Annotated in this window: 25 protein-coding genes and 1 pseudogene; 13 read left to right on the forward strand and 13 right to left on the reverse strand. The window is 38.7% G+C overall.

Translation table 11 applies throughout. From position 1 onward, the window contains the following. Positions 1–2: 2 nt before the first annotated feature. Both NYF15_RS07685 and NYF15_RS07690 read right to left on the reverse strand, forming a co-directional pair. The gene (locus tag NYF15_RS07685) at positions 3–365 is read right to left on the reverse strand and encodes a DUF5329 domain-containing protein (RefSeq protein ID WP_371353242.1); all 363 of its coding nucleotides are present in this window, start codon (positions 363–365) and stop codon (positions 3–5) included. Between the two features lie 8 nt (positions 366–373). After that, positions 374–1,216, reverse strand: coding sequence for an endonuclease/exonuclease/phosphatase family protein (locus NYF15_RS07690; protein WP_371353243.1), 843 nt, complete (start codon positions 1,214–1,216; stop codon positions 374–376). A gap of 230 nt (positions 1,217–1,446) precedes the next feature. On the opposite strand from NYF15_RS07690, the gene NYF15_RS07695 reads away from it, so the two are divergent. The 3 genes from NYF15_RS07695 (at position 1,447) to NYF15_RS07705 (ending at position 2,682) form a co-directional block, all read left to right on the forward strand. Then, positions 1,447–1,926 (forward strand): acyloxyacyl hydrolase, encoded by a 480-nt coding sequence (locus NYF15_RS07695; protein ID WP_371353244.1) that lies wholly within the window; start codon positions 1,447–1,449, stop codon positions 1,924–1,926. Between the two features lie 127 nt (positions 1,927–2,053). Continuing rightward, positions 2,054–2,362: a Bor family protein gene (locus NYF15_RS07700; RefSeq protein WP_062568289.1), complete on the forward strand. Its 309-nt coding sequence runs from the start codon at positions 2,054–2,056 to the stop codon at positions 2,360–2,362. Next, positions 2,359–2,682 carry a Bor family protein gene (locus tag NYF15_RS07705; RefSeq protein WP_237120295.1) on the forward strand — a complete coding sequence of 108 codons (324 nt, stop codon included), beginning with the start codon at positions 2,359–2,361 and terminating at the stop codon, positions 2,680–2,682. Before NYF15_RS07700 ends, NYF15_RS07705 begins: the two co-directional genes overlap by 4 nt. Here the strand turns inward: NYF15_RS07705 and NYF15_RS07710 are convergent, their stop codons facing one another. The 9 genes from NYF15_RS07710 to NYF15_RS07750 form a co-directional block, all read right to left on the reverse strand. Then, entirely contained in the window at positions 2,683–3,921 is a 1,239-nt protein-coding gene (locus NYF15_RS07710) for an ABC transporter permease (RefSeq protein WP_371353245.1), read from the reverse strand. Then, positions 3,914–4,621 carry an ABC transporter ATP-binding protein gene (locus NYF15_RS07715; RefSeq protein ID WP_371353246.1) on the reverse strand — a complete coding sequence of 236 codons (708 nt, stop codon included), beginning with the start codon at positions 4,619–4,621 and terminating at the stop codon, positions 3,914–3,916. Before NYF15_RS07715 ends, NYF15_RS07710 begins: the two co-directional genes overlap by 8 nt. Then, a complete protein-coding gene (locus NYF15_RS07720) occupies positions 4,621–5,787 on the reverse strand; it encodes an efflux RND transporter periplasmic adaptor subunit (RefSeq protein ID WP_371353247.1) in 1,167 nt (388 codons plus the stop codon). The genes NYF15_RS07715 and NYF15_RS07720 overlap by 1 nt, the downstream gene beginning before the upstream one ends. A gap of 49 nt (positions 5,788–5,836) precedes the next feature. Beyond that, positions 5,837–6,550 carry a YIP1 family protein gene (locus NYF15_RS07725; protein ID WP_371353248.1) on the reverse strand — a complete coding sequence of 238 codons (714 nt, stop codon included), beginning with the start codon at positions 6,548–6,550 and terminating at the stop codon, positions 5,837–5,839. Positions 6,551–6,655: 105 nt separating this feature from the next. Then, positions 6,656–7,780 carry a hypothetical protein gene (locus NYF15_RS07730; protein WP_371353249.1) on the reverse strand — a complete coding sequence of 375 codons (1,125 nt, stop codon included), beginning with the start codon at positions 7,778–7,780 and terminating at the stop codon, positions 6,656–6,658. Beyond that, positions 7,773–8,645 (reverse strand): ABC transporter ATP-binding protein, encoded by an 873-nt coding sequence (locus NYF15_RS07735; protein WP_371353250.1) that lies wholly within the window; start codon positions 8,643–8,645, stop codon positions 7,773–7,775. The genes NYF15_RS07730 and NYF15_RS07735 overlap by 8 nt, the downstream gene beginning before the upstream one ends. Positions 8,646–8,647: 2 nt before the next feature. Continuing rightward, the gene (locus NYF15_RS07740) at positions 8,648–9,556 is read right to left on the reverse strand and encodes a hypothetical protein (protein ID WP_371353251.1); all 909 of its coding nucleotides are present in this window, start codon (positions 9,554–9,556) and stop codon (positions 8,648–8,650) included. After that, on the reverse strand, positions 9,544–10,533 hold the full coding sequence (locus NYF15_RS07745) for a hypothetical protein (RefSeq protein ID WP_371353252.1): 990 nt from the start codon (positions 10,531–10,533) through the stop codon (positions 9,544–9,546). Before NYF15_RS07745 ends, NYF15_RS07740 begins: the two co-directional genes overlap by 13 nt. Positions 10,534–10,603: 70 nt before the next feature. Then, positions 10,604–10,735, reverse strand: coding sequence for a hypothetical protein (locus NYF15_RS07750; protein WP_371353253.1), 132 nt, complete (start codon positions 10,733–10,735; stop codon positions 10,604–10,606). Between the two features lie 880 nt (positions 10,736–11,615). On the opposite strand from NYF15_RS07750, the pseudogene NYF15_RS07755 reads away from it, so the two are divergent. Beyond that, positions 11,616–12,603 (forward strand): annotated as a pseudogene (locus NYF15_RS07755) (IS630 family transposase). A gap of 285 nt (positions 12,604–12,888) precedes the next feature. Then, the gene (locus tag NYF15_RS07760; RefSeq protein WP_371353254.1) at positions 12,889–13,785 is read left to right on the forward strand and encodes an aldo/keto reductase family oxidoreductase; all 897 of its coding nucleotides are present in this window, start codon (positions 12,889–12,891) and stop codon (positions 13,783–13,785) included. Between the two features lie 61 nt (positions 13,786–13,846). Here the strand turns inward: NYF15_RS07760 and NYF15_RS07765 are convergent, their stop codons facing one another. Both NYF15_RS07765 and NYF15_RS07770 read right to left on the reverse strand, forming a co-directional pair. Next, entirely contained in the window at positions 13,847–14,524 is a 678-nt protein-coding gene (locus NYF15_RS07765) for a TorF family putative porin (protein WP_371353255.1), read from the reverse strand. 286 nt (positions 14,525–14,810) lie between these two features. After that, positions 14,811–15,977 (reverse strand): hypothetical protein, encoded by a 1,167-nt coding sequence (locus NYF15_RS07770; RefSeq protein ID WP_371353262.1) that lies wholly within the window; start codon positions 15,975–15,977, stop codon positions 14,811–14,813. Between the two features lie 349 nt (positions 15,978–16,326). On the opposite strand from NYF15_RS07770, the gene NYF15_RS07775 reads away from it, so the two are divergent. The 8 genes from NYF15_RS07775 (at position 16,327) to rplR (ending at position 21,433) form a co-directional block, all read left to right on the forward strand. Then, positions 16,327–18,270 (forward strand): AsmA family protein, encoded by a 1,944-nt coding sequence (locus NYF15_RS07775; protein WP_371353256.1) that lies wholly within the window; start codon positions 16,327–16,329, stop codon positions 18,268–18,270. Positions 18,271–18,547: 277 nt separating this feature from the next. Beyond that, a complete protein-coding gene (gene rplN / locus NYF15_RS07780; protein WP_010378257.1) occupies positions 18,548–18,916 on the forward strand; it encodes a 50S ribosomal protein L14 in 369 nt (122 codons plus the stop codon). 10 nt (positions 18,917–18,926) lie between these two features. Next, complete coding sequence (gene rplX / locus NYF15_RS07785) at positions 18,927–19,241, forward strand: 50S ribosomal protein L24 (RefSeq protein ID WP_036974032.1); 315 nt, start codon at positions 18,927–18,929, stop codon at positions 19,239–19,241. 16 nt (positions 19,242–19,257) lie between these two features. After that, the gene (rplE, locus tag NYF15_RS07790) at positions 19,258–19,797 is read left to right on the forward strand and encodes a 50S ribosomal protein L5 (RefSeq protein WP_010392500.1); all 540 of its coding nucleotides are present in this window, start codon (positions 19,258–19,260) and stop codon (positions 19,795–19,797) included. 10 nt (positions 19,798–19,807) lie between these two features. Further along, on the forward strand, positions 19,808–20,113 hold the full coding sequence (gene rpsN, locus NYF15_RS07795) for a 30S ribosomal protein S14 (RefSeq protein ID WP_062568280.1): 306 nt from the start codon (positions 19,808–19,810) through the stop codon (positions 20,111–20,113). 21 nt (positions 20,114–20,134) lie between these two features. Further along, positions 20,135–20,527 carry a 30S ribosomal protein S8 gene (gene rpsH, locus NYF15_RS07800; RefSeq protein ID WP_062568279.1) on the forward strand — a complete coding sequence of 131 codons (393 nt, stop codon included), beginning with the start codon at positions 20,135–20,137 and terminating at the stop codon, positions 20,525–20,527. A gap of 12 nt (positions 20,528–20,539) precedes the next feature. Continuing rightward, a complete protein-coding gene (rplF, locus tag NYF15_RS07805; protein ID WP_062568278.1) occupies positions 20,540–21,073 on the forward strand; it encodes a 50S ribosomal protein L6 in 534 nt (177 codons plus the stop codon). A 9-nt stretch (positions 21,074–21,082) separates the two neighbouring features. Next, a complete protein-coding gene (gene rplR, locus NYF15_RS07810) occupies positions 21,083–21,433 on the forward strand; it encodes a 50S ribosomal protein L18 (protein ID WP_062568277.1) in 351 nt (116 codons plus the stop codon). Position 21,434 lies beyond the last annotated feature (1 nt).

A 21,434-nucleotide genomic window follows, 5' to 3' on the forward strand; every position in this document is an offset into this window, starting at 1 on the left:
TGTTATTGTTGTCTATGCTGGTTACGGCGATAGTCTGCCAACTCATTACTTAACCAGTCTTTTGCATTAATTAAAGTACCGTCGCTAAATCTTACCTTATAAGGTTTACCGCTCCATGAGCTTTTACTTGCTAGGTTTTCTATAAATTTCTCGGCAGTTTTCGCATAACGGGTCGCTTTTCGATATTTCATGGCAAGGTGCTCAGCAGCATCTTGGCTTGAATGCTCTGTGCCATTGCGAATAAATACGGCATCGCTTTTAGCAACAAAATCAATAAGGTGATTTATCTCTTTCTCTGGGGTGGCTGCATAACTGAACTGGCTAATGCTCAATAACATTAATGCGATTAACCAATATCCATTCATTGTTATTTTCACTGTACTTTTTGCTCTATGGTTAGGGTTGCAATTATTGGGTTATGATCTGAACTATCCAGTTCTGGCACAACAGTTGTTTCTATTTTGACACCACGTACCCATACTTGGTCAAGTGCTAATCCAAATGCTTTTGTACGTTTATCGTCTAAATAAATAGCTTCATGTAGCCCTAACTTGTTAAGTGTTTGTTTTAAAAGAGACTGTCTTCGGTCGCTCCAAGTATTAAGATCACCAGCAAATATGATCGGTCCTTGATGCATACGCATGATGCTCGCTGCATCTTCAAGCTGTTGTTTAAAGTCATTCACACCTATTGTGAAGTTAATGCCATGTAGATTAATACTTAGTAATAACTGTTGATTAGGCAGGGCATATTCAACAATGTTGGTCGCTTTTGGGCTACGTAGCCAAGGCTCTTTATGGGTGAGTGTACAATGCACCGCGGCGGGCCAGCGGCTGAGTGTCATAACCCCAGATTGCACGCCGCCACTCTTATACCCTTTTGCAAAGCGCCAATAGGGTTTGAGCTTTGTAAGCGAAGGTTCTTCGATAGCTTCTTGTAGTAACACAATATCAGCATCGGTATTTAGCTTTTGCAAATCTGTGAGTAAGCCATCTATTTGTGCTTTGTAGATATTCCAACTCAATAACTTGAACTGATAGGGCAAAATATAATGTTCAGCGTAAGTTTGCATACGGCTTTGTGCTAATTGTTGTTGGCAGTTTGCTAGGTTGGCTGCAGTTTTGGTAATGCCTTGTTGCTCATCAGAGTTTGGAGTATTTGCAAGACTTTGCCAAGACAATAAACTTAAGAATAATAAATGTAGATACGACGTCATAATTACCTTTACTTGCAGACCTTCCTGATTAGTCTTTATCCTTTCCAGTTTAGTTCAAACTGAGCCTGTAAGAAACTGTAGCTTTTTTACAATTTAAATACACAGAGTTACTCAATTAGAAAACGGTACCCTTTATAATCAAAAGAACTATTTAGTTATTTTTTGAGGTTAATGGTTATACTTTAAGCATGTTTAACATGCCCTCTTAAATAAGTTTGTGAGATTTTCTAATGAAGAAAATATTTTATTCTTTTACTTTTATTACGAGCATTTTCTCTCCTCATATTCTAGCTGAAGAGTCTTCCTCATTTAGTGTTGGTGTGACAGGTTGGGCTGTATTTGACAATTTTGATCATTTTGCAATACATCTAGATTATGAGTATGCAGCAATAGAGAGCCTATGGGGTATACAACCTAGAGCGATTATAATTTTAGCTGAGCAAGATCAACAATATTTTGGTATTGGTGCAGCTAAAACTTATACCATTAATAAAAACTGGGATTGGGGTATCGCTACTCATATGGGCTATGCTCGAAATATTGATGTCCTTGGATACGACCTAGAGTTTTATAGTTTCATTTTTGCAAAGTATAAAATATCAGAAGTTCATCGCCTACGGGGTGAGCTTGGGCATATTTCTAATGCAGGATTTGGTAAAACTAACCCTGGTTCAGAAAGTATCGTTCTGAGTTACTCTTACCACTTTTAGCTTTAAAATGGCCAAGATTCATGCCGGTTGATTATTGCATTTTTTTACAATTTTATTGATTTTTTTACCTATTATAGAAACTTTATGTTGTACACTTCAACTTCAAAAAATATCTGAAGGAAAACACATGAAGCAGTTAGTGTGCGTGTTACTTACATTATCGTTAGTAGCATGTTCATCGGTGACTATAGTGCCTAATAAGGCAGATAAATTAACACGAAATGCCGACTATCAAGACAGTAGACCCTTCTACTTGTGGGGGTTAGTTGGTGAACAGCGTGTTGATGTTAAAGCGGTCTGCCAAGATAAAAAAGTAATGCAAATGCAATCCCTGCAAACATTTACAGATGGTGCACTGGGGTTGGTTACACTAGGTATCTATGCGCCTCACACAGTGAAAGTATGGTGTGAACAATATGGGCAGGAGCAATTATGAAACATGTATGCTTAACTGTAATTCTTGCTGCTTTAAGTGGTTGTACACATATTTATTTTGATAATGGCAGTCCTATCTCAGCAAATAAGGGAGCAGTTACAGAACGTTGGCATCATAATTTTGCTGCTGCGTTATATGAAGGCTCCAAGCCAGTGGACTTATCAACATACTGCCCAAATTCCGAGTGGCAAAGTGTACATACTTACAAGTCATTCCTTAATGTTGTAGCAGGCGAGGCGGTTAATGAAATTGGTGGGCCTATTTGGTACCCGAAAACAGTGGAAGTGAGCTGTGCTCAGGTACCCTATAAAGCCGATTAATTATTCGTATCGCAAAGCATCAATTGGGTTTAAGCGTGCCGCTTTAATGGCGGGCGCTAAGCCAAACACAATACCAATCAATGAAGTAAAGCCAAATGACAGTATAACCGCCCAACCCGGTATGTAGGCATCTGGCATGCTCGGCACTGATAACGAAATCAGTGCCGCAGCACCATACCCTATAGCTAAACCAATTAAACCGCCAAACAGTGATAACACCACAGCTTCTACTAAAAATTGCAGCATAATAAAGCCAGGTGTTGCCCCTAATGCTTTTAAGGTGCCGATCACACGAGTACGTTCTGTTACCGAAACCAGCATGATATTCATCACACCAATACCACCAACTACCAGGCTGATACCCACTATCCCCGCGGTAATTGCGGTAGCACTTCCGGTAAATTTATCGATATTAGCACGGGCTTTTTCGGCGGTTTCAAATTCAAAGTCGTCATCTTCACCGTCTTTCAGTTTATGTAATTGACGTAAGATGCGGCGAATTTTACCCAGTACTTGTGTCTCGTTTGCATCGTCTTTTAAACGAAACATCATTTGTACATTGGTATCAACACTGCCGCCTTCTAATGCACTCATAGTGCTTATTGGAATATTAATGTAGTCGTCTTGATCAAAACCTAATAAGCTACCTTGCTTTTCTGCCACTCCAATAATGCGAAACCACTCGCCACCTAGTTTGATGTATTCACCTACAGGGTTTTCAGGCAAATTGAGCTTTTCGATAATTGACGGACCAATAAACGCCACTCGACGGCGTTTTTCATCATCTTCTGCGCGAATAAATCGCCCGAGTTCTGGGTAGGTACGGTAAGCTTTTTGGTAGTCTTGCTCGGTGCCCATCACGCGGGATGCATGACTTTTATTACCATACTCTGCTGCACCTGAAAATCGCCAAGTAAACATCAATGCGGTAAATGTTTCGGCCTCTTTTATACGTGCTTTAAGTGTTAAGAAGTCATCGTAGGTTAGTTTTGCTTGTTGACCTACCATTTCTTTTTCCATACTAGTGTAAGGTTTTATATTGGTGACATCAGGAGACATATCAGCAAGCTGATCATTAATTTGCTTGGTAAAACCTTGCATTACTGCCACTACGGTCACAACCGCAGCAACGCCAATAATAATGCCCAAGCAGGTAAGGGCACTGCGCATCGCGTTGGCTTTAATTGCCATCAGTGCGGCTTTTGTGCCTTCCATAACAGCGATAGCAGATTTAAACATGTTGTTTTGCTCCTTCGCCTTTACGAGTATCACTGACTACCTTGCCATCAACCAAACGAATAACACGTTGGCAATGATCAGCAATATCTTGTTCGTGAGTAACCAAAATAATGGTATGTCCTTCGTTATGAAGTTCATCAAACAACGCCATGATCTCGGTGGTGGTTTTACTGTCTAAGTTACCGGTAGGCTCATCACCAAGTAGAATGTGTGGTTTAGTAACTAATGCGCGAGCAATGGCAACACGTTGACGCTGTCCACCAGAGAGTTGGCTTGAAAGGTGATTTACCTTGTCGCCAAGGCCTACCCGTTGTAATGATTCGAGCGCTTGTTGCTTTCGCTCTTTGGCAGAAATAAATCGATACACCAAAGGCTGCATAACATTTTCAAGAGCGGATGCTCGTGGTAATAAATTGAAGCTTTGAAAAATAAAGCCAACACTTTCATTACGCTGATGAGCAAGCTCCGTTTCGGTCATGCGCTTTACTAACTTATCTTTTAAATAGTAATCACCACTGGTCGGCGTATCTAAACAGCCAAGCAAATTCATCAATGTTGATTTACCTGAACCAGACGGGCCAATAATGGCAACATAATCATTTTGATCAATTTCAATATTGATATCATCAAGGGCTTTGAAAACTTGTTCGCCCATTTTATATTGCTTATTGATATTACTGAGTTTTATCACCGCAGACATTAGCTAGCACCTTTTTCAGGACTGTCTTTAATTGCTACGGTGTCACCTTCTTTTAGTGAGCTAAGCGGTCTTGCAGGGCCGATAACGATACGATCACCCTGTGAAACACCGCTGGTAAGGGCTTGTTCGATATCTGAAGAAATACCTACCGTTACCGCTGTTTTAGTTACTGTGTTATCAGCATTAAGCTTCCAGACAAAATAGCGTTCACCTTCTTTTTGAATTGCTTCAATAGGCAGTTTTAAGCCATTCTCGGCAATACTTGTAGCTATTTCAGCGCGGCAACTCATACCGGCGTAGAGCTGGCGGTCGGTGGCATCAAGCAGTACTTTTACTTTAAACGATAGCCCTTGCGAACCCGCTTGGTTTTTTGCTGATGTGCCAATGTTTATCACTTTGCCAGTAAAAGGTTGGTTTGGGTAAGCGGCGGCATAGATATCTGCATGTTGGTCTAATTTGATACCGGCAATATCGGTTTCATCCACTCGAAGTTCGGCTAATATTGCGCTTGGATCAGCTACTAGCATCAAGTCTGAGCCAATAATGTTGGTCGTCCCTGCAATAACGGTTTCACCTTCTTTAATATTTACCGAAGCAAGTAGGCCACTCATTGGAGCGCGAAACACGCTTTTATTCAAACGATCTTCAGCAATCAGTAACGACGCTTGTGCTTGGTTGTAAGCTTCACGTTTTGCTTCAATATCTATTTTCGCTAAATCGCGGGAATTTTGTAGGTTTTCATACACTTCTTGGCCTGCAAGGCCAACTTCAAAGAGTTCTTTTTGGCGACTGAGTTGGCGCTCAATGTTTTTCAGGCGGGTTTCGCTGTGCTTAATATCGATTTCTGTTGCTCTAAGCACTGCTTTGTTACGTGCAACCTCTGACTCAAATGCTGTAGTGTCAAGGCGCATAAGGATATCGCCCTCAGTGACGCTTTCACCTTCTTCAACAAATACTTTAGCAACTCGGCCTGTCACTTCAGAACGAAGTTGTACCTGAGTGTTAAATACCAAGTTACCAGAGGCTAAAATTGAATCGGCAATATCGCCCTGTTCAACTTCTGCAATATGCATTTCTGGCGCGTTTTTATCGCCGGTGACTTGTTTTGAGACAATAAGTGCAACAAAGGCTGCGATGGCGAGAACGATAATTATCGCTTTTTTCATAATTTAACCTTGTAACTTGAGCGGCCTAAGTTTGACCGCTCGGATCGAATTAAATCAGTACTACTACAGTCCAAATACCATAAATTACAAGTGATGGTAGTGCGGCAAATATCAACGCTTTGTTGAAGCTGAAGTTAGTCCAACAGGTTAAGCCAATTGTAGCTAACGCAATGCCCCAGAAAGTGAAAATATTAATGTTTTCCATCATGGTATAAAATGGCTGGCCAAGCTCTAAGCCCAGTAGCAATTGATTGATTGAGGCATAGCTAAATACGGCCGTTTGTGAAATTTCAGGGCTACTAGCCGTTAAAATAAGTGCAAGTGTTCCTATATTTGATATGACTACTGGCATCATGCACCAGATACCAAACCCATACCAAGCTCCGTAGCTATAATTAGCGTCAGGATCTTGTTTAGAAATGAATAGGTAATAAAGTGCGATTACTGCATTCAAAATAGCAATAGCAATCAAACCACTGATTAATGTGAGCCAGACTTGGTTATCGATATTTTGCTCTACGTATTGGCGGATCATTTTTTGTTCGCCAATGGTGGCGTCAATGCTTGCAATCGCGACTTGCTCATCAATTAAGAATTGCTTATCGACAGTATTGTAATAAGTAAAAGTACATGCACTAATAAGAATGACCATTAACAAAAACGCCAACCAAGACCAGCCTTTGGTTTCTTTAAGTCCATTAAAGACCTTGCTAGGACTAATAAAAATATTCATCAGGGCTGTTATTACATTTAATGATTTCATATTTAACCTTGTTAATTTATTAGGTATGATTCAAATGGTGTTACTTAGATAAAGTCATGTATTTTTAAGTTTTTAATGCTAAATGTAACTTGTTCTTTGTATAATTTAACCATCAAATTTAACATACTTAATGGCTAAATGTCGTAATAAGATAGTTAAAAAAATTGTTAATAACGAAGAGTAAGAAAATATAACGTAATCAAAGTTAGTAAGCACGATACCTGCTGACATAGTGAATAGATAAGTAAAAGGCAAGAAGTTTAGTAATTCAAAAAGTTCAGAAGATGCAAAGTCAAGCATTGACAAAACAATACCAAAGGCTGTCATAGGTAATAAAACAGCTGCGTTTTTTATTGGTGAGTTACTATTGTTAATTAATACGCTGATCAATGAAAAAAGATAACACCAAAACATATAACCAATTGCAAATGTAATTGTTAAATATAGAAGCTTAGTTTTAATAAATTCTATCCATTCATTTATACTTAATTCTATTATACCAAAATATGTCAGTCCAACTCCGCCAAGCACTATGTACATTAGAAAGTTTTTTAATGATAAGCAGGTAGAAGCAAGCACTTTTGAGTCAATCCATTCCTTTACTTTCATGCAAGACATGTACATTAGAGTAACTTTGGTATCTTTTTCGTCAGTTATACCTTGTAATAAGTATGCAAACGCAGATAAGACCCCTATAATCGTTAGTACCATAAATAATGTATTTATGGTAATGAATTGTTTATAAATGTCTTTATTTGAATTAACTAGCTCAATAGAATAACCGTCCATAATATCAAAATAGAGTTTATCGTTAATTCTAAATATACTTGGTATTAATATAGGTTCGATTTTGGATTTTATTAAATTAATATAATTAAGTGCGGTAAACTCCTTTTTCGAAAAAACTTTCAATGTAGGCTTTTTGCATGAGTTGCAAATGTCAATATAAGCATCTATATTGTCAATTTCAAGCATTTCTAAAACGGTGTTTGAATCCTGGTAAACGGGAATGTTTAGTTTTTTCATTTCAGTAGCCAACTGTGAATACAACTCTCCGTTTGGATTTTCAAATAAAATGACGAGCTTTGTAGGTGGTGTATCTTCAGCGACTTGACCTGCAAATAACCTTGAAAATATTAATATAGAGACAAGAAGTAAACTAACTAAATCAGCTTTGACATTAACTTTTCCTTTATATTCATATAAAGCAAGTGCAATTGTTTTATTCATTACTTTCACCTTGTTGTAACTTTTCAAGGAAAACATTTCTTAGATTGTTATTTTTAATGATGGAAATGGTATCTTTACTAATGAGTTCAAATAATATCAATTTTTCATTTGAACCTAAGTTTTCAAGTTCTATAAGGTAAGTGTGTTCTTTTACTAAAGTTGCTGATGTCCCATCCAGCGAAGTAGGATCATAGCACTCTACCAATAAATTCTTGTTTTTATTATGGCGTATAGGCTCAATGGTATCTAGTATTCCATTGGTTAGTAAATAACATATATCTGATATTCTTTCTACCAATTCTAATTGGTGAGCACTTAATAATATCAGTGCACCTTGATTTTTAAATTGATTTAGAATATCAATGACAAGTTCTTGGTTATTTGGGTCTAGGCCTGAAAATGGTTCATCAAATATTATCAAATTTGGTTCATGAATTAGCGCACAAGCTAATTGCAGTTTTTGTTGATTTCCTTTGGATAGAGAAGTTATCTTTTCTCCTCTCAATTCCCATAATTGAACTCGTTTAAACCAATATTCCATTTTGTTATTTAGGTCCGCTTTCTCAACTCCTTGAATGCGAGCCCATAAAAGGAGAATGTCTGAAATACTGCCAAATTTAGGCAAACTACGTTCTTCTGGTAGAAACCCTAACTTAATAGCTGTATTCATCTCACAGATAAATGAGCCTGTGTAATCTTTATCAATATTACTTAGTATCTTGAATAAGGTTGATTTTCCTGCCCCGTTTTTTCCGATTACACCAATTATTCTCCCATCACTTGACTCCATTTTTAAATCAATTCCTGATAAAACTTCTTGTGAATGAAAACTTTTTTTTAAATTATCTAGTCGAAGATTTATCATTATTAGAGCCCTTCTTCTATATTTCTTAATCTCACATAGCTGTTTTTAGAAATAAAGCTTGAATTGGCTTTTAATGAATTTTGATACACCTCAGCTCTGCTTCTCAAACATGTATTTGATAATGCTATAGCATCTATGGCTGCCATTCTAACAGCATCCATACTATGTTTTTTTGATATGTGATCAATGATATCTAGACTATTTTGATCATTCAGTACAAGTGAAGCTCTCATTACAAATAAAGCATTATGACGATTTAAAAGCTTTTTTATTTTCTTTCTTTCTGTATCAAATGCATATTGATCTGTTACTAAAGGTCTAAGTGTATTTTCCATTACGTTAATGGAGATAGAAAATTCATCTGCCGGAAGTTGATCGTGTACATCAATATGAGCGCGATAAAGCATTAATTTGCCAATACTTAACTTTGAACGTTCAATAAACTTTAGATCAACTTCCTCACCAGGATAACCAATAACTTTTTCATAATCATATTCATAATAGTCACTCCAATACCCAGAACCGTGATAGCCTGATGTTAAGAAATTAAAGTTATGATCATGTGGTTTATGGTAGAAAAATGTATCTTCACCATTAATTTGAGTTAAATAGTCATCTTTAGCAGGCCAAATATTTGCCCTGACAAAGAATGAACTTCCTTTTTTAGGGGGCGCCAGCATTATAACTTGAGAAGTGTAAGAGTTATTATTTTGAAAATTCTCATAATCTTTTAATTCATTTATTATAATGTTGGATAAAAACTGCTTGTTATTATTCAGCATTTTTAGATATGGTGCAAATTCTAGCATTTCATCTTCACATGCTGTATTAATTTTAGATTCATTTAAAATTTCTAGAAACTCTGAAAATTCTAACTTTTCTTCCGTATTACAGTCTATTATTTTTGGCACTTTGAATCTCCGTATAAGTCACGTAAACAATTTTTTGCAGAATACCTAATCATAGGACTAACATCTGTTTGTAACTTTTGAAATATTACTTTAGCTTCCTTTTCATCTCTTAGATAAATCTCTCTAGCGCAATGCCATCTTATATAAGCGTTAGGATGCTCTATATAAGGCAGTAGTATTTTGGTATGTTTATCTTTAGAAAGAGCTCTTAATGCTACAGTTGCGACTTGAAATCTTGAGGTTTCTTGATCTGATGCTATAACTCCTAGTAGCTCATGGTTTTTAGAATCAAATTGCAAACGGATAGGGCTTTTATCTTTCATAATTTGAACAATAAAAAAGGCAGCACACTTATTTACAGAGATAAATGTAATACCTTGCTTACCACCCTTAACTGTAAATAATCCACCTTTTTGGATATCTTCTTCATTATATTTACCAATAAATTTATTAGGAACTCGGTTTACATCCAATTTTTCATTTAAACTCCAACAGCCGATTTTTGCTGAACCTTCTACACACATTAAAATAGATGTTGCATGATCAATGTAAAAACCTGTGGTTAAACTTTTATTTTTGTTTTTTCTAGCTTTTACCTGCTCTTCATCAATAAACGAAATACCAATCTGAACGTGTGTCCCTTGATAAAATGTGGAACCTATTGAAAATTCATTAATATTTGGTGTTATTCTAGACTGGTATAATTCGTGTTTACTGTAACCTTGTAGCTCAGAATTTAATAACTCTTTAAGTTCATCAAGACTAGAGGGAGCATTATCTTTCACAATGTATTCTATTTCTTCTAATTTAACTGACTTATTATTTTCTATTAATGTCTCTATCTCCTTGATCCAAGACCAAAGTTTCCCTTGTAAAATCATATTTTCTGGAGAGGTTTTTCGTTTGAAAATATTTACTAGCTCTATTCTGCTTTTTTCATTTAAGAGCAGCTTATTTATCCTAGAAAAATTAATCATCGTTTTTCCTTAACATTTTAAATTCATATATAAATTAGTAACTAGCAGAGTAAATTTGGCTTTTTAATTTTTATTCATGTGCAATAACACCAATGAATGTACCTATTGCAACCCCTAAGCAGAAGCTGCCACCGACTTCTATCGCAGCAGACGCTGTTGGGAACATCATTTCTTTTTCTAAATATAAACTTGTTGTATTCATAATTAAGTCCTTATTTTAATTTAGTAAGCAATAGCAACAACGATTGCAACGCCAATAGTGATAGGATCTAAGACACTATCATGAGCAGATGAAAAAGTTGCTTCATTTTGTAAAATTAAAGATGAATTTATCATATTTTATTCCTATTATTTTTTGTAGATCAAAACCCTGCTAGTTACTCCTTTAACATGAATATTAATGCTTAACTCTTTTATATAAAATTATTACAATTTCAATAGTGCAGTTACTTGTTCATGTAATTAAAATCTAGCGCTGATTGTTTTTTTGTCAATGTTTTTTTATTTTTATTTTTGTTTGTTATATTTATAACCCTAACTTTTAATAATAATGTTTCATTTTATATTTTTAAGTAGGTATTTTGTTTGTTATTTAACTGCGATGTTTTAGTTTTACCTTATATTGATAATTAGGGGAAAATCATGAGAAAACACTATAAATTCAATATCTTTTCGAGATAAGCTGTACTGCGCATCGCTTTCTTTTGCTTTGCAGGCATACTTTTATTAATACTTGTCTCTGCTTTTAAGTGATTGAAGGCGATATGTCTAAGTCCAGCGAACACTGACGCTGCTCCCTTACTCCTAATACGGCAACCATCTTCTCTGAAACCAATATCTGAACGCCAGCCAATCCGTTTTCTATTTACTAATGTTGTCGTACTGATATAGTCAATTATTTAGCTATAGCATGCCGATAAATGCTACTTCATTTCAGCGGATTTAAAGGGATAATACAATTCCGCTTAAATGTATGATCTAATGAATGCTATATAAAATAACTGGATTTATTGCTCGTGAATTCGGGCATAGCTCAGCAACTTTTAAGACTCTCAAGAAAAGAACAAAACGCTCGAAAACGTATGCGATTGCTTGCGGTGTCATTATTTTATGAGGGTAATAGCAGAACCAATATTGCTAAACGCCTTAACATAGCCCGAGGGAGTGTTAATAAGTGGGTCGCTAGCTACTTAGAGTGTGGACTGCTTGGTTTAGATAATAAGCCAATTCAAGGGCGCGCATCTAAATTAACAGAGTCACAACTGGCCTCGCTCGCAGAATTTATAAATGGCAAGAGCACATCACTTCAAGGTGGCCGCCTTACAGTTGAAGACATTGTGCATTACATCAGTACTGAATTTGGAGTTCATTACCACTTAAATCATGTTTGTAGAATATTAAAGCAACTTGGTTTTAGCTGGCTCACTAGCCGTTCAAAGCATCCAAAACAGTCACAAGGGAACCAAGAAGTTTTTAAAAAATTTCCAACTGGAAACGATCCTTCACACACCGGGACACCTTCCTCTTGATCGTATCGACGTATGGTTTCAGGATGAAGTATGATTTGGCCAGCAAAATCCGACTACACGTATTTGGGCTGAAACAGGCACTCGGCCACAGATAGTAAAACAACAGCAATTTGACTGTGGATACTTATTTGGCGCGGTATGTCCAGCTACAGGCTAAACAGAAGCGTTAGTTAGCCCATTCGTAAATAAAGAAGCGATGACGCAGCACATGCGCCAGATAGCACACGCGACACCTGTTGGAAGGCACGCTGTAGTGATAATAGTTGGTGCTGGTTGGTACACATATGATACTGCAGCAGAATTTAAAAACCTCACATTAATAAATCTCCTGCCTTATTCGCTAGAGTTAAACCCAATAGAACAAGTTTGGAGCTGGGTACGACAACACTGTTTATCCGATCAAGTACTTTCAGGCTATGAAGAAATTGTTAATGAAGTTTCAAAGGCATGGAATCACTTTATTTCAGTGCCAGAGCGAGTAAAGAAAATGTGCAATCGGAAATGGATAAAATTGACTTATTCTTTATGCGGAATAGTATAACTGGCTGAACAAGATATCGACTATTATTAACAGCTACGTAGTAAATATCAAACAGCAACTAATTACAGTTTGAAATAGGGCTATGCTTTCGAAATGTATCACCATCGAAACCGTTGACGATCAGCTTTTAAATTAACCACACAAGGCTCTGCAGGTGTACTCCACATTATGATAGACTTGATTGCTGTGCTTATTTATTTCAAAGTGAAAAAGCTAGGCATAAAAGTGGGTTGGCAATGATTCTTTTGCAGGACTTAAGTAAAACAGGAGGGTATGAGTTAGTTTATGGTAACGGGAAGCACACGTAGTATTGGTGAATTAGTATTAGGCTTTTGGCGATTACTAGATTGGCAATTGAGCCCAGAGCAATGTTTAGGCTTTTTAGAGCAAGCGATAGAGGCCGGTGTTACTCATACCGACCACGCTGACATCTATGGTGAATATGGCTGCGAAGCCGAATTTGGTAAAGCGCTCAAGTTGAAACCAAGTATTCGTGATGAAATTAAAATAATTACCAAGTGTGGTATTAAGCCTGCGTTTGCAAGCCTAGGATTACAAGGCAAAGCAAATCATTATGATTCAAGTGCCGCGCATATAATTGCCTCAGCACAGCAGTCACTTAAAAACTTTAACACTGATCGTTTAGATGTATTACTTATCCATCGCCCTGATTACTTAATGAACGCCGATGAAATGGCACAAGCATTTAATACCCTAAAAGCAAATGGTGATGTGATTGATTTTGGTGTATCTAATTTTACCCCATCGCAACTTAGCTTGTTGCAGTCGCGTTTAGATTTTGAATTGGTTACCAATCAGATTGAGTTTTCGCCTTACGAAATGAAAGCCCTTGATGATGGAACTTTAGACCAATGTCAATTGCTCGATATCAAACCAATGCTTTGGTCACCATTAGCAGGTGGACGTCTGTTCTCAAGTGATGATGAAAAAGCGATACGTTTACGCGCAGTGTTAGAGCAGGTCGGCACTGAAGTTGGTGCAAGTTCTCTTGATCAAGTGGTGTATGCCTGGTTATTGATGCATCCAAGTGCGCCATCTGTAGTGCTAGGTACGGGTAATATTGAACGCGTTAAATCAGCTGTTGCTGCTAAGGCTCTTAAGATAAGCCGTGAGCAGTGGTATCGTATTTGGCAGGGCTCAACAGGCCACAGTGTTCCTTAAGCTTCTAAATTAGAAAAGGGCCTTGCGGCCCTTCGTGTTGCAGCAAGTAACACATTCTTTTTTAAAGTGTAAAATCTACCGCGTAAGCGACATACACTTTCACATCTGTTCCATCAATGTCAGTATCTGAAACGCCTAATGTAAAGCCGTCTTTAGATACCGAAACACCGTAGTCGATGATATTGTCATCACCAATGAAATCACCTGAGTAATGGCCGACATGCAGCGCCAGCTCTGTGCCATTACTTCCGATTGGAAAGCTATAATCGGCATTTAAATACAGTGAATCTCCAAAGTCGGTGCCATCGCCGCTTGCTGCTGATGAAGCTAATACGGCTGCGCCAAACGTGAAGCTACCCATACTAATGCTACCGTAGATCTCTGAAAAGTCTGCATCGGTAAACGAGGCCGCATCTGGGTATGCATAATAGATGTAGCCTACATTGTAGCTAAAGGTTTCATTGATATCGCCGCCAAAACCAGCGTAGAGATCCAGCTCGTAGGTCATATCTTCTGCCCAGCTAGCATTTGATATCCAAGTACCCGCATAAAAGCCAGATTCACTTGCGTAATCAATACCACCTTGAATTGCGGCATCTCCGCCGCCTTGCTCTTGACCACGCCATAAGTAGTTTGAGGTTGCTGCCGCGTTAGCTGTTACTTCTGCAAAGCTATACGTCGAGCTTAAAGTAAGTAGCGTGAGGGCGCTGGCCGCGACCACTTTTTTTAGTTTTAGCATGTTTTGTATCCTGTTGTTATGTTGATTTTGCCCATTTCAGATTGCAGTCTGGTTATTTATCGGGGCATTATTTTTATGTGTTGTCTGGATACGATATAGCACTGGTTGTGCCAAGTTAATTTACGGTGGGAATTTTTATGCTTTATTTCTTTTAAAACAGTCTTGTAAGTATTCTTTTGGTTAAAGTTTACTTGTATTTGAATTATTCATGCGCACTTGCATGGTGCAATAAATTTCCTGGTTGCACAATGAAGACGCAACCAGGTTTTTCTTACTTGATAGAGACTTAGCCGAAAATGGCACGCATTAAACTAATGGTTTCTTCAACGCTACGGCCTTTTTCAACTTCACTGATGATTGAATCGCGCTTAGCTTTGATATGTTCAGGGATATCATCACTTGCTAATGCTCGGTCTACCAGTATTTCAGCCGATTCTTTACCACGGCGTACAGTCTTTTTACCCGCAGAGCTTGTGCTGCTTTTAGGCTTGTTTAGTAACTTAATATAGTTAGAGCTATCAGCGGTACTTTTATCTGCATAATAAAAGAAGCTAGGCAATAGGGCTTTGATTTCAACTAGAGATTGCTCAAGCTCATTTGCCGCACTAGCCATTTTGAACCAAGGCATACTATGAATGGCTTCGACAACATCTTGCCAGTAGCGCTCGAAATCGCGGTTATTTAGCTTCGTAATGCCAAGGGCTGCACAAAGGGCATCAAGTTTACTATTTACGATTGGTGTAAACACGTCAGGTCGGCGCATCGCAAGCAAGCGAGTAGCAGGAGCAAGCGTTGGCTTTTCATCGCTGCCATTAAATGCCATGAAGTAAGCAACCATAAAATGCTGATAATGTTCTTGAGTTACTTCACCCTCAAGTGGAATGTGTGCAAGAGCCTCATCGAACGCACCAGGTAAATCACTCAACATTTGATGGAAACCTTTGGCGTTTTTAGTTGAAGCAAACCATTCAACGTCAAAGTTATAGCTGCTTGGATCGAGCGAGGCACTGTGTTTACCTGAAAACGCTAAACGGTCTTCTGGGATCATCTCTTTGAGTGATTGCGATTTAATTGCAGCAATGTAATTAGCTAAGCGTAGTTGCTCATCAAGCGCTACAAGCTCTTTATGCTGATCGATGAAACTTGCGATAACTGGCCATGGCGCAACTCTTAACGTTTTTAACTGCAAAAAGCTGATTGCAGAAATTAATAAGTCATGAAGTTTTTTAAGTGTCGGTAATTGCTTATCTTCTAATAGATCGTAATTAATGCGATCACGGCTTGCACTCAATAGCTCATAGCACCAACCTAAAAAGTCTTCAGGGTGGTTTTCTACTTTAACTGCCATTAGATTTAAGCTGATATCAGAGGCTTGCTTGAGGATGTTTTGATAAATTTGACTTTCTTGCTCGCCAAGCGCCATTTTTGACGGTGAAATAAGCAGTTTCTTCATGCTTAATCGATACTCCAGTTTTGACCAAATTAGGTTGTTTGATTTTAGTACACAGGGTGCAAAAACAACAGGGTCGTGCATCATACAGAAGTCACCCCTTAGATGTAACCTACAGTGAAGACTTTTCATTTAATAGTAAAAGCATGCTTAGAGCACCTCGATTGTTCATTAAACTATTTATTTATATTTGTGGGTTATTTTTCTCTATATATGGCTCTAAGTTATTTCAGCGTTGATTCATATTCTTATACCTAAGCTTGTTTACAAACCTTTTTATGGATTGGGCAATGCAATTGCGCCTAACTCCCGCTATGATATGAACATTGTTTGCCCATGTTTAAGGATGATTATGAAAACCTTACTGAAAATTGTTGGTGTCATTTTCGTATTACTGATTGCATTAGTAGTCGTAGCACCATTCCTCATACCTACAGACGCGATATTTAACAAAGTATCGGAGCAAGTAGAACAAACCACAGGTCGTAGTCTGACTATTAATGGTGATAAAAAGTTGTCGGTATTTCCATCATTAACGCTTGAGCTCAACGATGTACATTTTGCTAATATGCAAACAGGTTCACAAAAAGACATGGCGAGCATGCAACAGTTGGCTATCCGTATTCCATGGATGTCTTTATTTGGCGGTGATTTCAAACTAGATAAGTTTGTTATTAATGAACCAACAATATTATTAGAAACCGATAAAAATGGTAAAGCAAACTGGCAATTATTTGATGCGGTTGCTGAGCAACCACAGACAGAGCAGCAAAAGAGTTCTGGCGCTGTTAACTTACCAGATAACTTTGATATCGAACTTGGTGAAGTAGCAATCTATGGCGGGACTTTCACCTACCTTGATGGTAAAACTGGGGCAAAGCAACAGATAAGCGATTTAGAGTTAGCCATCTTATTACCTTCTCTTCGTAAGACTCTTGAGTTAAAAGGCGGTATTACCTATATGGGTGAACGCTTTGATTTAGATGTCACCATAGATACACCGGTAAAAGCGATTGAAGGCGAAACTTTTAATGTCAGCACCGAGGTTGATTCACGTTTAGTGGATGTAAACTTCAAAGGCGCGATCGCCCAAATGGGTAAAGATGTGCAAGGTCAGTTATCAGTAAGTGGTGACTCAGTTAAAGAGATCGCAAGCTGGCAAGGTGTTGAACTTAATGCAAAAGAAAATGCGTTTAATGCCTTTAATGTAAAAGGGTCAATGCACCTAAAAGGGCAGCAGTTTAAGCTTACTGAGTTACTTGCCACCTTAGATGAGCTACAAATTAAAGGTAAAAGCGACATTAACTTAGGGAGTCGCTTAGCTGTGAATGCCGATATTGATTTAGGTATGCTTGATTTGAACCCTTACCTACCAGAGGGTGTGGCTAAAGAAGAGCAAGCAGAACCGGCCACAGATACGCCTGCACAGCCAATTGTTTGGGATGATACACCAATTGATATGAGTGGCTTAAATGCACTTGATGCAAATATTGTTGTGCGTTCAAGTGGTCTAAAAGCAAATGATATTACACTTGGTGAAAACCAGTTAACGGTGAACCTTAAAAATGCACTAGCAAAAATTAGCTTAGATAAATTTGTTGCTTATGAAGGCAGTGGTAAAGGTGTGATCACAGTCAATGCTAAGCAAACACCCTATAAAATTAGCACTAACTTTGCTTTAGATAAAATTGATGCACAGCCATTACTGACTGATGCAGCAGGTTTCGATAAGCTTATGGGTAAAGGCTCTTTAAACTGGGATCTAGCGACCACAGGACAAAGTCAAAAAGACTTTGTTAATGCATTAGATGGTCAGTTAGCATTTGAGTTTGCAGATGGTGCAATTAAAGGTGCGAATGTGGCAGAGATGGTGCGCAAAGGTAAAGAGCTCATTAAAGGGAACTTAAATGCAGTGTCTGAAGGGTTAGATACTGGTTTCGATAACTCTCAGCAAACAGACTTCTCAGCACTTACAGGTCGCTTTAATTTTACAGATGGAGTAGGGACAAACAATGACTTATCATTACTTAGCCCATTAATTCGCATTACAGGGGCAGGTAAAGTGAACTTGCCAATGACTAATGTCGATTATCGTTTAGTGACAGGAATTGTTGATTCAATTGAAGGCCAGGGCACGACTGATGACAGTACGGGCTTTAAGATCCCTTTACGTATAAAAGGTCCTTTCCATGATGTTGGTTTCAAGCTTGACGTTAGTGACGCAGCGAAGGAAGAAGTAAAGGAAAAGGCAAAAGATAAAATTAAAGATAAATTAAAAGGCCTATTCGGTAATTAATAAAACTTTAATATGTAAATCAAAATAGGGCGCATTGGCGCCCTGTTTGTTTTATAATCAATAACAAGTGCTGATATTCCATACAGACCCCCTCAACTTAGCAACACTTAATTATAAAATTAATTAAAAAATAACCTACCACTTCACTGTCATTGCTGATACAATTGCCCGCCCTTAAGAGACAACTCGCGTGTTTTTTGAGTGGAATTTAACCGAAATGTCTTGATTTTAAACAAAATTAAGGCGTGTTGTAATTTCTACACCGGAGGTCATTAACATGATCCAAATGCAAACTCAGCTGGACGTTGCTGATAACAGCGGCGCTCGCAAAGTGCAGTGTATTAAAGTCCTTGGCGGTTCGCACCGTCGCTATGCAGCGGTTGGCGATATCATCAAAGTTTCTGTAAAAGAAGCAATTCCTCGCGGTAAAGTGAAGAAAGGTGATGTTAAAAACGCAGTAGTTGTGCGTACTAAAAAAGGCGTTCGTCGTCCGGACGGTTCATTGATCCGTTTCGATAGCAATGCGGCTGTTATCTTAAATGATAACTTACAGCCAATTGGTACTCGTATCTTCGGCCCTGTGACTCGTGAGCTTCGTACTGAAAAGTTCATGAAAATCGTTTCACTAGCCCCAGAAGTACTATAAGGAGTCTATCATGGCAGCAAAAATCCGTCGTGATGACGAAGTAATCGTACTAGCCGGTAAAGACAAAGGTAAGCGCGGTAAAGTGCTTTCAGTTGTTACTGAGTCTGGTCGAGTATTTGTCGAAGGCATCAACTTAATCAAGAAGCACCAAAAGCCTGTTCCTCAGTTGAACCAAGCTGGCGGTATTGTTGAGAAAGAAGCGTCTATCGACGTATCAAACGTTGCGATCTACAACTCGGAAACGGGTAAAGCAGATCGTGTAGGTTTCAAGATTGAAGATGGTAAGAAATTACGTATCTTTAAATCTACTGGTAAAACTATCTAATAGTTGGAGTAGAATGATGGCGAAACTGCATGAAGTATATAAAGACAAAGTAGTTGCTGAGCTTCAAGAGAAGTTTGGTTTCAGCTCTGTCATGCAAGTCCCTCAGATCGAAAAGATCACATTAAACATGGGTGTGGGCGAAGCTCTAGCTGACAAGAAGATCCTAGATAACGCTGTTGCGGATCTAGAAGCAATCTCTGGTCAGAAACCTCTAATCACTAAAGCACGCAAATCAGTTGCAGGCTTCAAAGTGCGTGAAGGTTACCCAATTGGTTGTAAAGTAACCCTACGTGGCGAGCGTATGTGGGACTTTTTTGAGCGTTTGGTTTCAATCGCTATCCCACGTATCCGTGACTTCCGTGGTGTAAGTGCTAAGTCTTTTGATGGACGTGGTAACTACAGCATGGGCGTACGTGAGCAAATCATCTTCCCAGAAATCGATTATGATAAAGTAGACCGTGTACGCGGTATGGATATCACAATCACTACTTCTGCGAAATCTGATGAGGAAGGCCGTGCGTTGTTAGAAGCGTTTAACTTCCCATTCAAGAAATAAGGGTAGGGTTATGGCAAAGAATTCTATGAAAGCGCGCGAAGCAAAGCGCACTAAATTAGTTGCTCAGTATGCTGAAAAGCGTGCGGCACTAAAAGCTATCATCAGTGATGTAAATACATCTGACGATGATCGTTGGGACGCGGTATTAAAGCTACAGTCTTTACCGCGTGATTCTAGCTCTTCACGTCAACGTAATCGTTGTAACGTTACGGGCCGCCCACATGGTTACCTTCGTAAATTCGGCATGAGCCGTATCAAAGTTCGCGAAGCAGCTATGCGCGGTGAAATTCCTGGCCTTAAAAAGGCTAGCTGGTAATAGAATCACGGGAGTAAGACTATGAGCTTGCAAGATCCTATTGCGGATTTGTTTACACGTATCCGTAACGGTCAGTCAGCGAAGAAAGTATCAGTATCGATGCCAACTTCAAAACTGAAAGTAGCAGTAGCTAAAGTACTAAAAGATGAAGGTTATATCGCAGATTACGCTGTAAACAGCGAAGCGAAGCCTGAGCTTTCTATCGAGTTAAAATACTTCGAAGGCAAAGCTGTTATTGAAAATATCCAGCGTGTTAGCCGCCCTGGTTTACGTATCTATAAGAAACGTGACGAATTACCAAAGGTAATGGGTGGTCTTGGTATCGCTATCGTATCAACTTCTAAAGGCCTAATGACAGACCGCGCAGCACGCAGTGCAGGCGTTGGTGGTGAGATCATTGGCTTTGTAGCTTAATCGGAGGGAACTATGTCTCGCATAGCAAAGGCACCAATCAATGTTCCTGCCGGTGTAGAAGTTACATTAAAAGGCCAGGACATCACAGTTAAAGGCAAAAACGGTGAATTAACTCGTACAATCAACGACGCTGTTGAAGTACAAGTTAACGATAACGTTATTACAACTTTACCTCGTGAAGGCGTAGCAAATGCATGGGCACAAGCAGGTACTGCTCGCGCTCTAATCAACAACATGGTTGTTGGTACGCATGAAGGTTACGAGAAGAAGCTTCAGTTAGTAGGTGTTGGTTACCGTGCAGCAGCTAAGGGCAAAGTATTAGACTTAACTCTTGGTTTCTCACACCCGGTAAACTTCGAAGTACCAGAAGGTATTACGGTTGAAACACCAAGCCAAACAGAAGTTCTAGTTAAGGGCGTAGACAAGCAGTTAGTTGGTCAAACAGCTGCTAACATCCGTGCATACCGTAAACCTGAGCCTTATAAAGGTAAAGGTGTTCGTTACGCGGACGAGAATGTACGCCGTAAAGAGGCTAAGAAGAAGTAAGGTAAGACGATGGATAAAAAAACAGCTCGTCTACGTCGTGCTAAACGCACTCGTAGAAATTATATTGAACAAGGCACAACGCGTCTTGTTATCCACCGCACGCCACGTCACATTTACGCTCAAGTTGTAAACGCTGAGGGTACTGTACTGGCTGCTGCTTCTACTGTTGAAAAAGCAATTAGCGAAACAGTTAAAGGCACAGGTAACGTTGCAGCTGCTCAAGCAGTTGGTAAAGCGGTTGCTGAACGTGCAGCTGACAAAGGCATCGAAAAGATTGCTTTTGATCGCAGTGGCTTTAAATATCACGGCCGTGTGAAGGCGCTTGCTGATGCAGCGCGTGAAGCCGGTCTGCAATTCTAGG

Source organism: Pseudoalteromonas sp. 68 DY56-GL68, from assembly GCF_041414825.1.
GTDB lineage: Bacteria > Pseudomonadota > Gammaproteobacteria > Enterobacterales > Alteromonadaceae > Pseudoalteromonas.

Bases quoted from the DNA above. Each gene is read 5' to 3' on its own strand.
- rplN (WP_010378257.1), top strand. From the start codon at position 18,548: ATGATCCAAATGCAAACTCAGCTGGACGTTGCTGATAACAGCGGCGCT.
- NYF15_RS07730 (WP_371353249.1), bottom strand. From the start codon at position 7,780: ATGAATAAAACAATTGCACTTGCTTTATATGAATATAAAGGAAAAGTT.
- NYF15_RS07685 (WP_371353242.1), bottom strand. From the start codon at position 365: ATGAATGGATATTGGTTAATCGCATTAATGTTATTGAGCATTAGCCAG.
- NYF15_RS07720 (WP_371353247.1), bottom strand. From the start codon at position 5,787: ATGAAAAAAGCGATAATTATCGTTCTCGCCATCGCAGCCTTTGTTGCA.
- NYF15_RS07735 (WP_371353250.1), bottom strand. From the start codon at position 8,645: ATGATAAATCTTCGACTAGATAATTTAAAAAAAAGTTTTCATTCACAA.
- NYF15_RS07710 (WP_371353245.1), bottom strand. From the start codon at position 3,921: ATGTTTAAATCTGCTATCGCTGTTATGGAAGGCACAAAAGCCGCACTG.
- rplX (WP_036974032.1), top strand. From the start codon at position 18,927: ATGGCAGCAAAAATCCGTCGTGATGACGAAGTAATCGTACTAGCCGGT.
- rplE (WP_010392500.1), top strand. From the start codon at position 19,258: ATGGCGAAACTGCATGAAGTATATAAAGACAAAGTAGTTGCTGAGCTT.
- NYF15_RS07760 (WP_371353254.1), top strand. From the start codon at position 12,889: ATGGTAACGGGAAGCACACGTAGTATTGGTGAATTAGTATTAGGCTTT.
- NYF15_RS07775 (WP_371353256.1), top strand. From the start codon at position 16,327: ATGAAAACCTTACTGAAAATTGTTGGTGTCATTTTCGTATTACTGATT.
- rpsH (WP_062568279.1), top strand. From the start codon at position 20,135: ATGAGCTTGCAAGATCCTATTGCGGATTTGTTTACACGTATCCGTAAC.
- NYF15_RS07715 (WP_371353246.1), bottom strand. From the start codon at position 4,621: ATGTCTGCGGTGATAAAACTCAGTAATATCAATAAGCAATATAAAATG.
- NYF15_RS07690 (WP_371353243.1), bottom strand. From the start codon at position 1,216: ATGACGTCGTATCTACATTTATTATTCTTAAGTTTATTGTCTTGGCAA.
- rplF (WP_062568278.1), top strand. From the start codon at position 20,540: ATGTCTCGCATAGCAAAGGCACCAATCAATGTTCCTGCCGGTGTAGAA.
- NYF15_RS07700 (WP_062568289.1), top strand. From the start codon at position 2,054: ATGAAGCAGTTAGTGTGCGTGTTACTTACATTATCGTTAGTAGCATGT.
- rplR (WP_062568277.1), top strand. From the start codon at position 21,083: ATGGATAAAAAAACAGCTCGTCTACGTCGTGCTAAACGCACTCGTAGA.
- NYF15_RS07750 (WP_371353253.1), bottom strand. From the start codon at position 10,735: ATGAATACAACAAGTTTATATTTAGAAAAAGAAATGATGTTCCCAACA.
- NYF15_RS07695 (WP_371353244.1), top strand. From the start codon at position 1,447: ATGAAGAAAATATTTTATTCTTTTACTTTTATTACGAGCATTTTCTCT.
- NYF15_RS07745 (WP_371353252.1), bottom strand. From the start codon at position 10,533: ATGATTAATTTTTCTAGGATAAATAAGCTGCTCTTAAATGAAAAAAGC.
- NYF15_RS07725 (WP_371353248.1), bottom strand. From the start codon at position 6,550: ATGAAATCATTAAATGTAATAACAGCCCTGATGAATATTTTTATTAGT.
- NYF15_RS07705 (WP_237120295.1), top strand. From the start codon at position 2,359: ATGAAACATGTATGCTTAACTGTAATTCTTGCTGCTTTAAGTGGTTGT.
- rpsN (WP_062568280.1), top strand. From the start codon at position 19,808: ATGGCAAAGAATTCTATGAAAGCGCGCGAAGCAAAGCGCACTAAATTA.
- NYF15_RS07765 (WP_371353255.1), bottom strand. From the start codon at position 14,524: ATGCTAAAACTAAAAAAAGTGGTCGCGGCCAGCGCCCTCACGCTACTT.
- NYF15_RS07770 (WP_371353262.1), bottom strand. From the start codon at position 15,977: ATGAAGAAACTGCTTATTTCACCGTCAAAAATGGCGCTTGGCGAGCAA.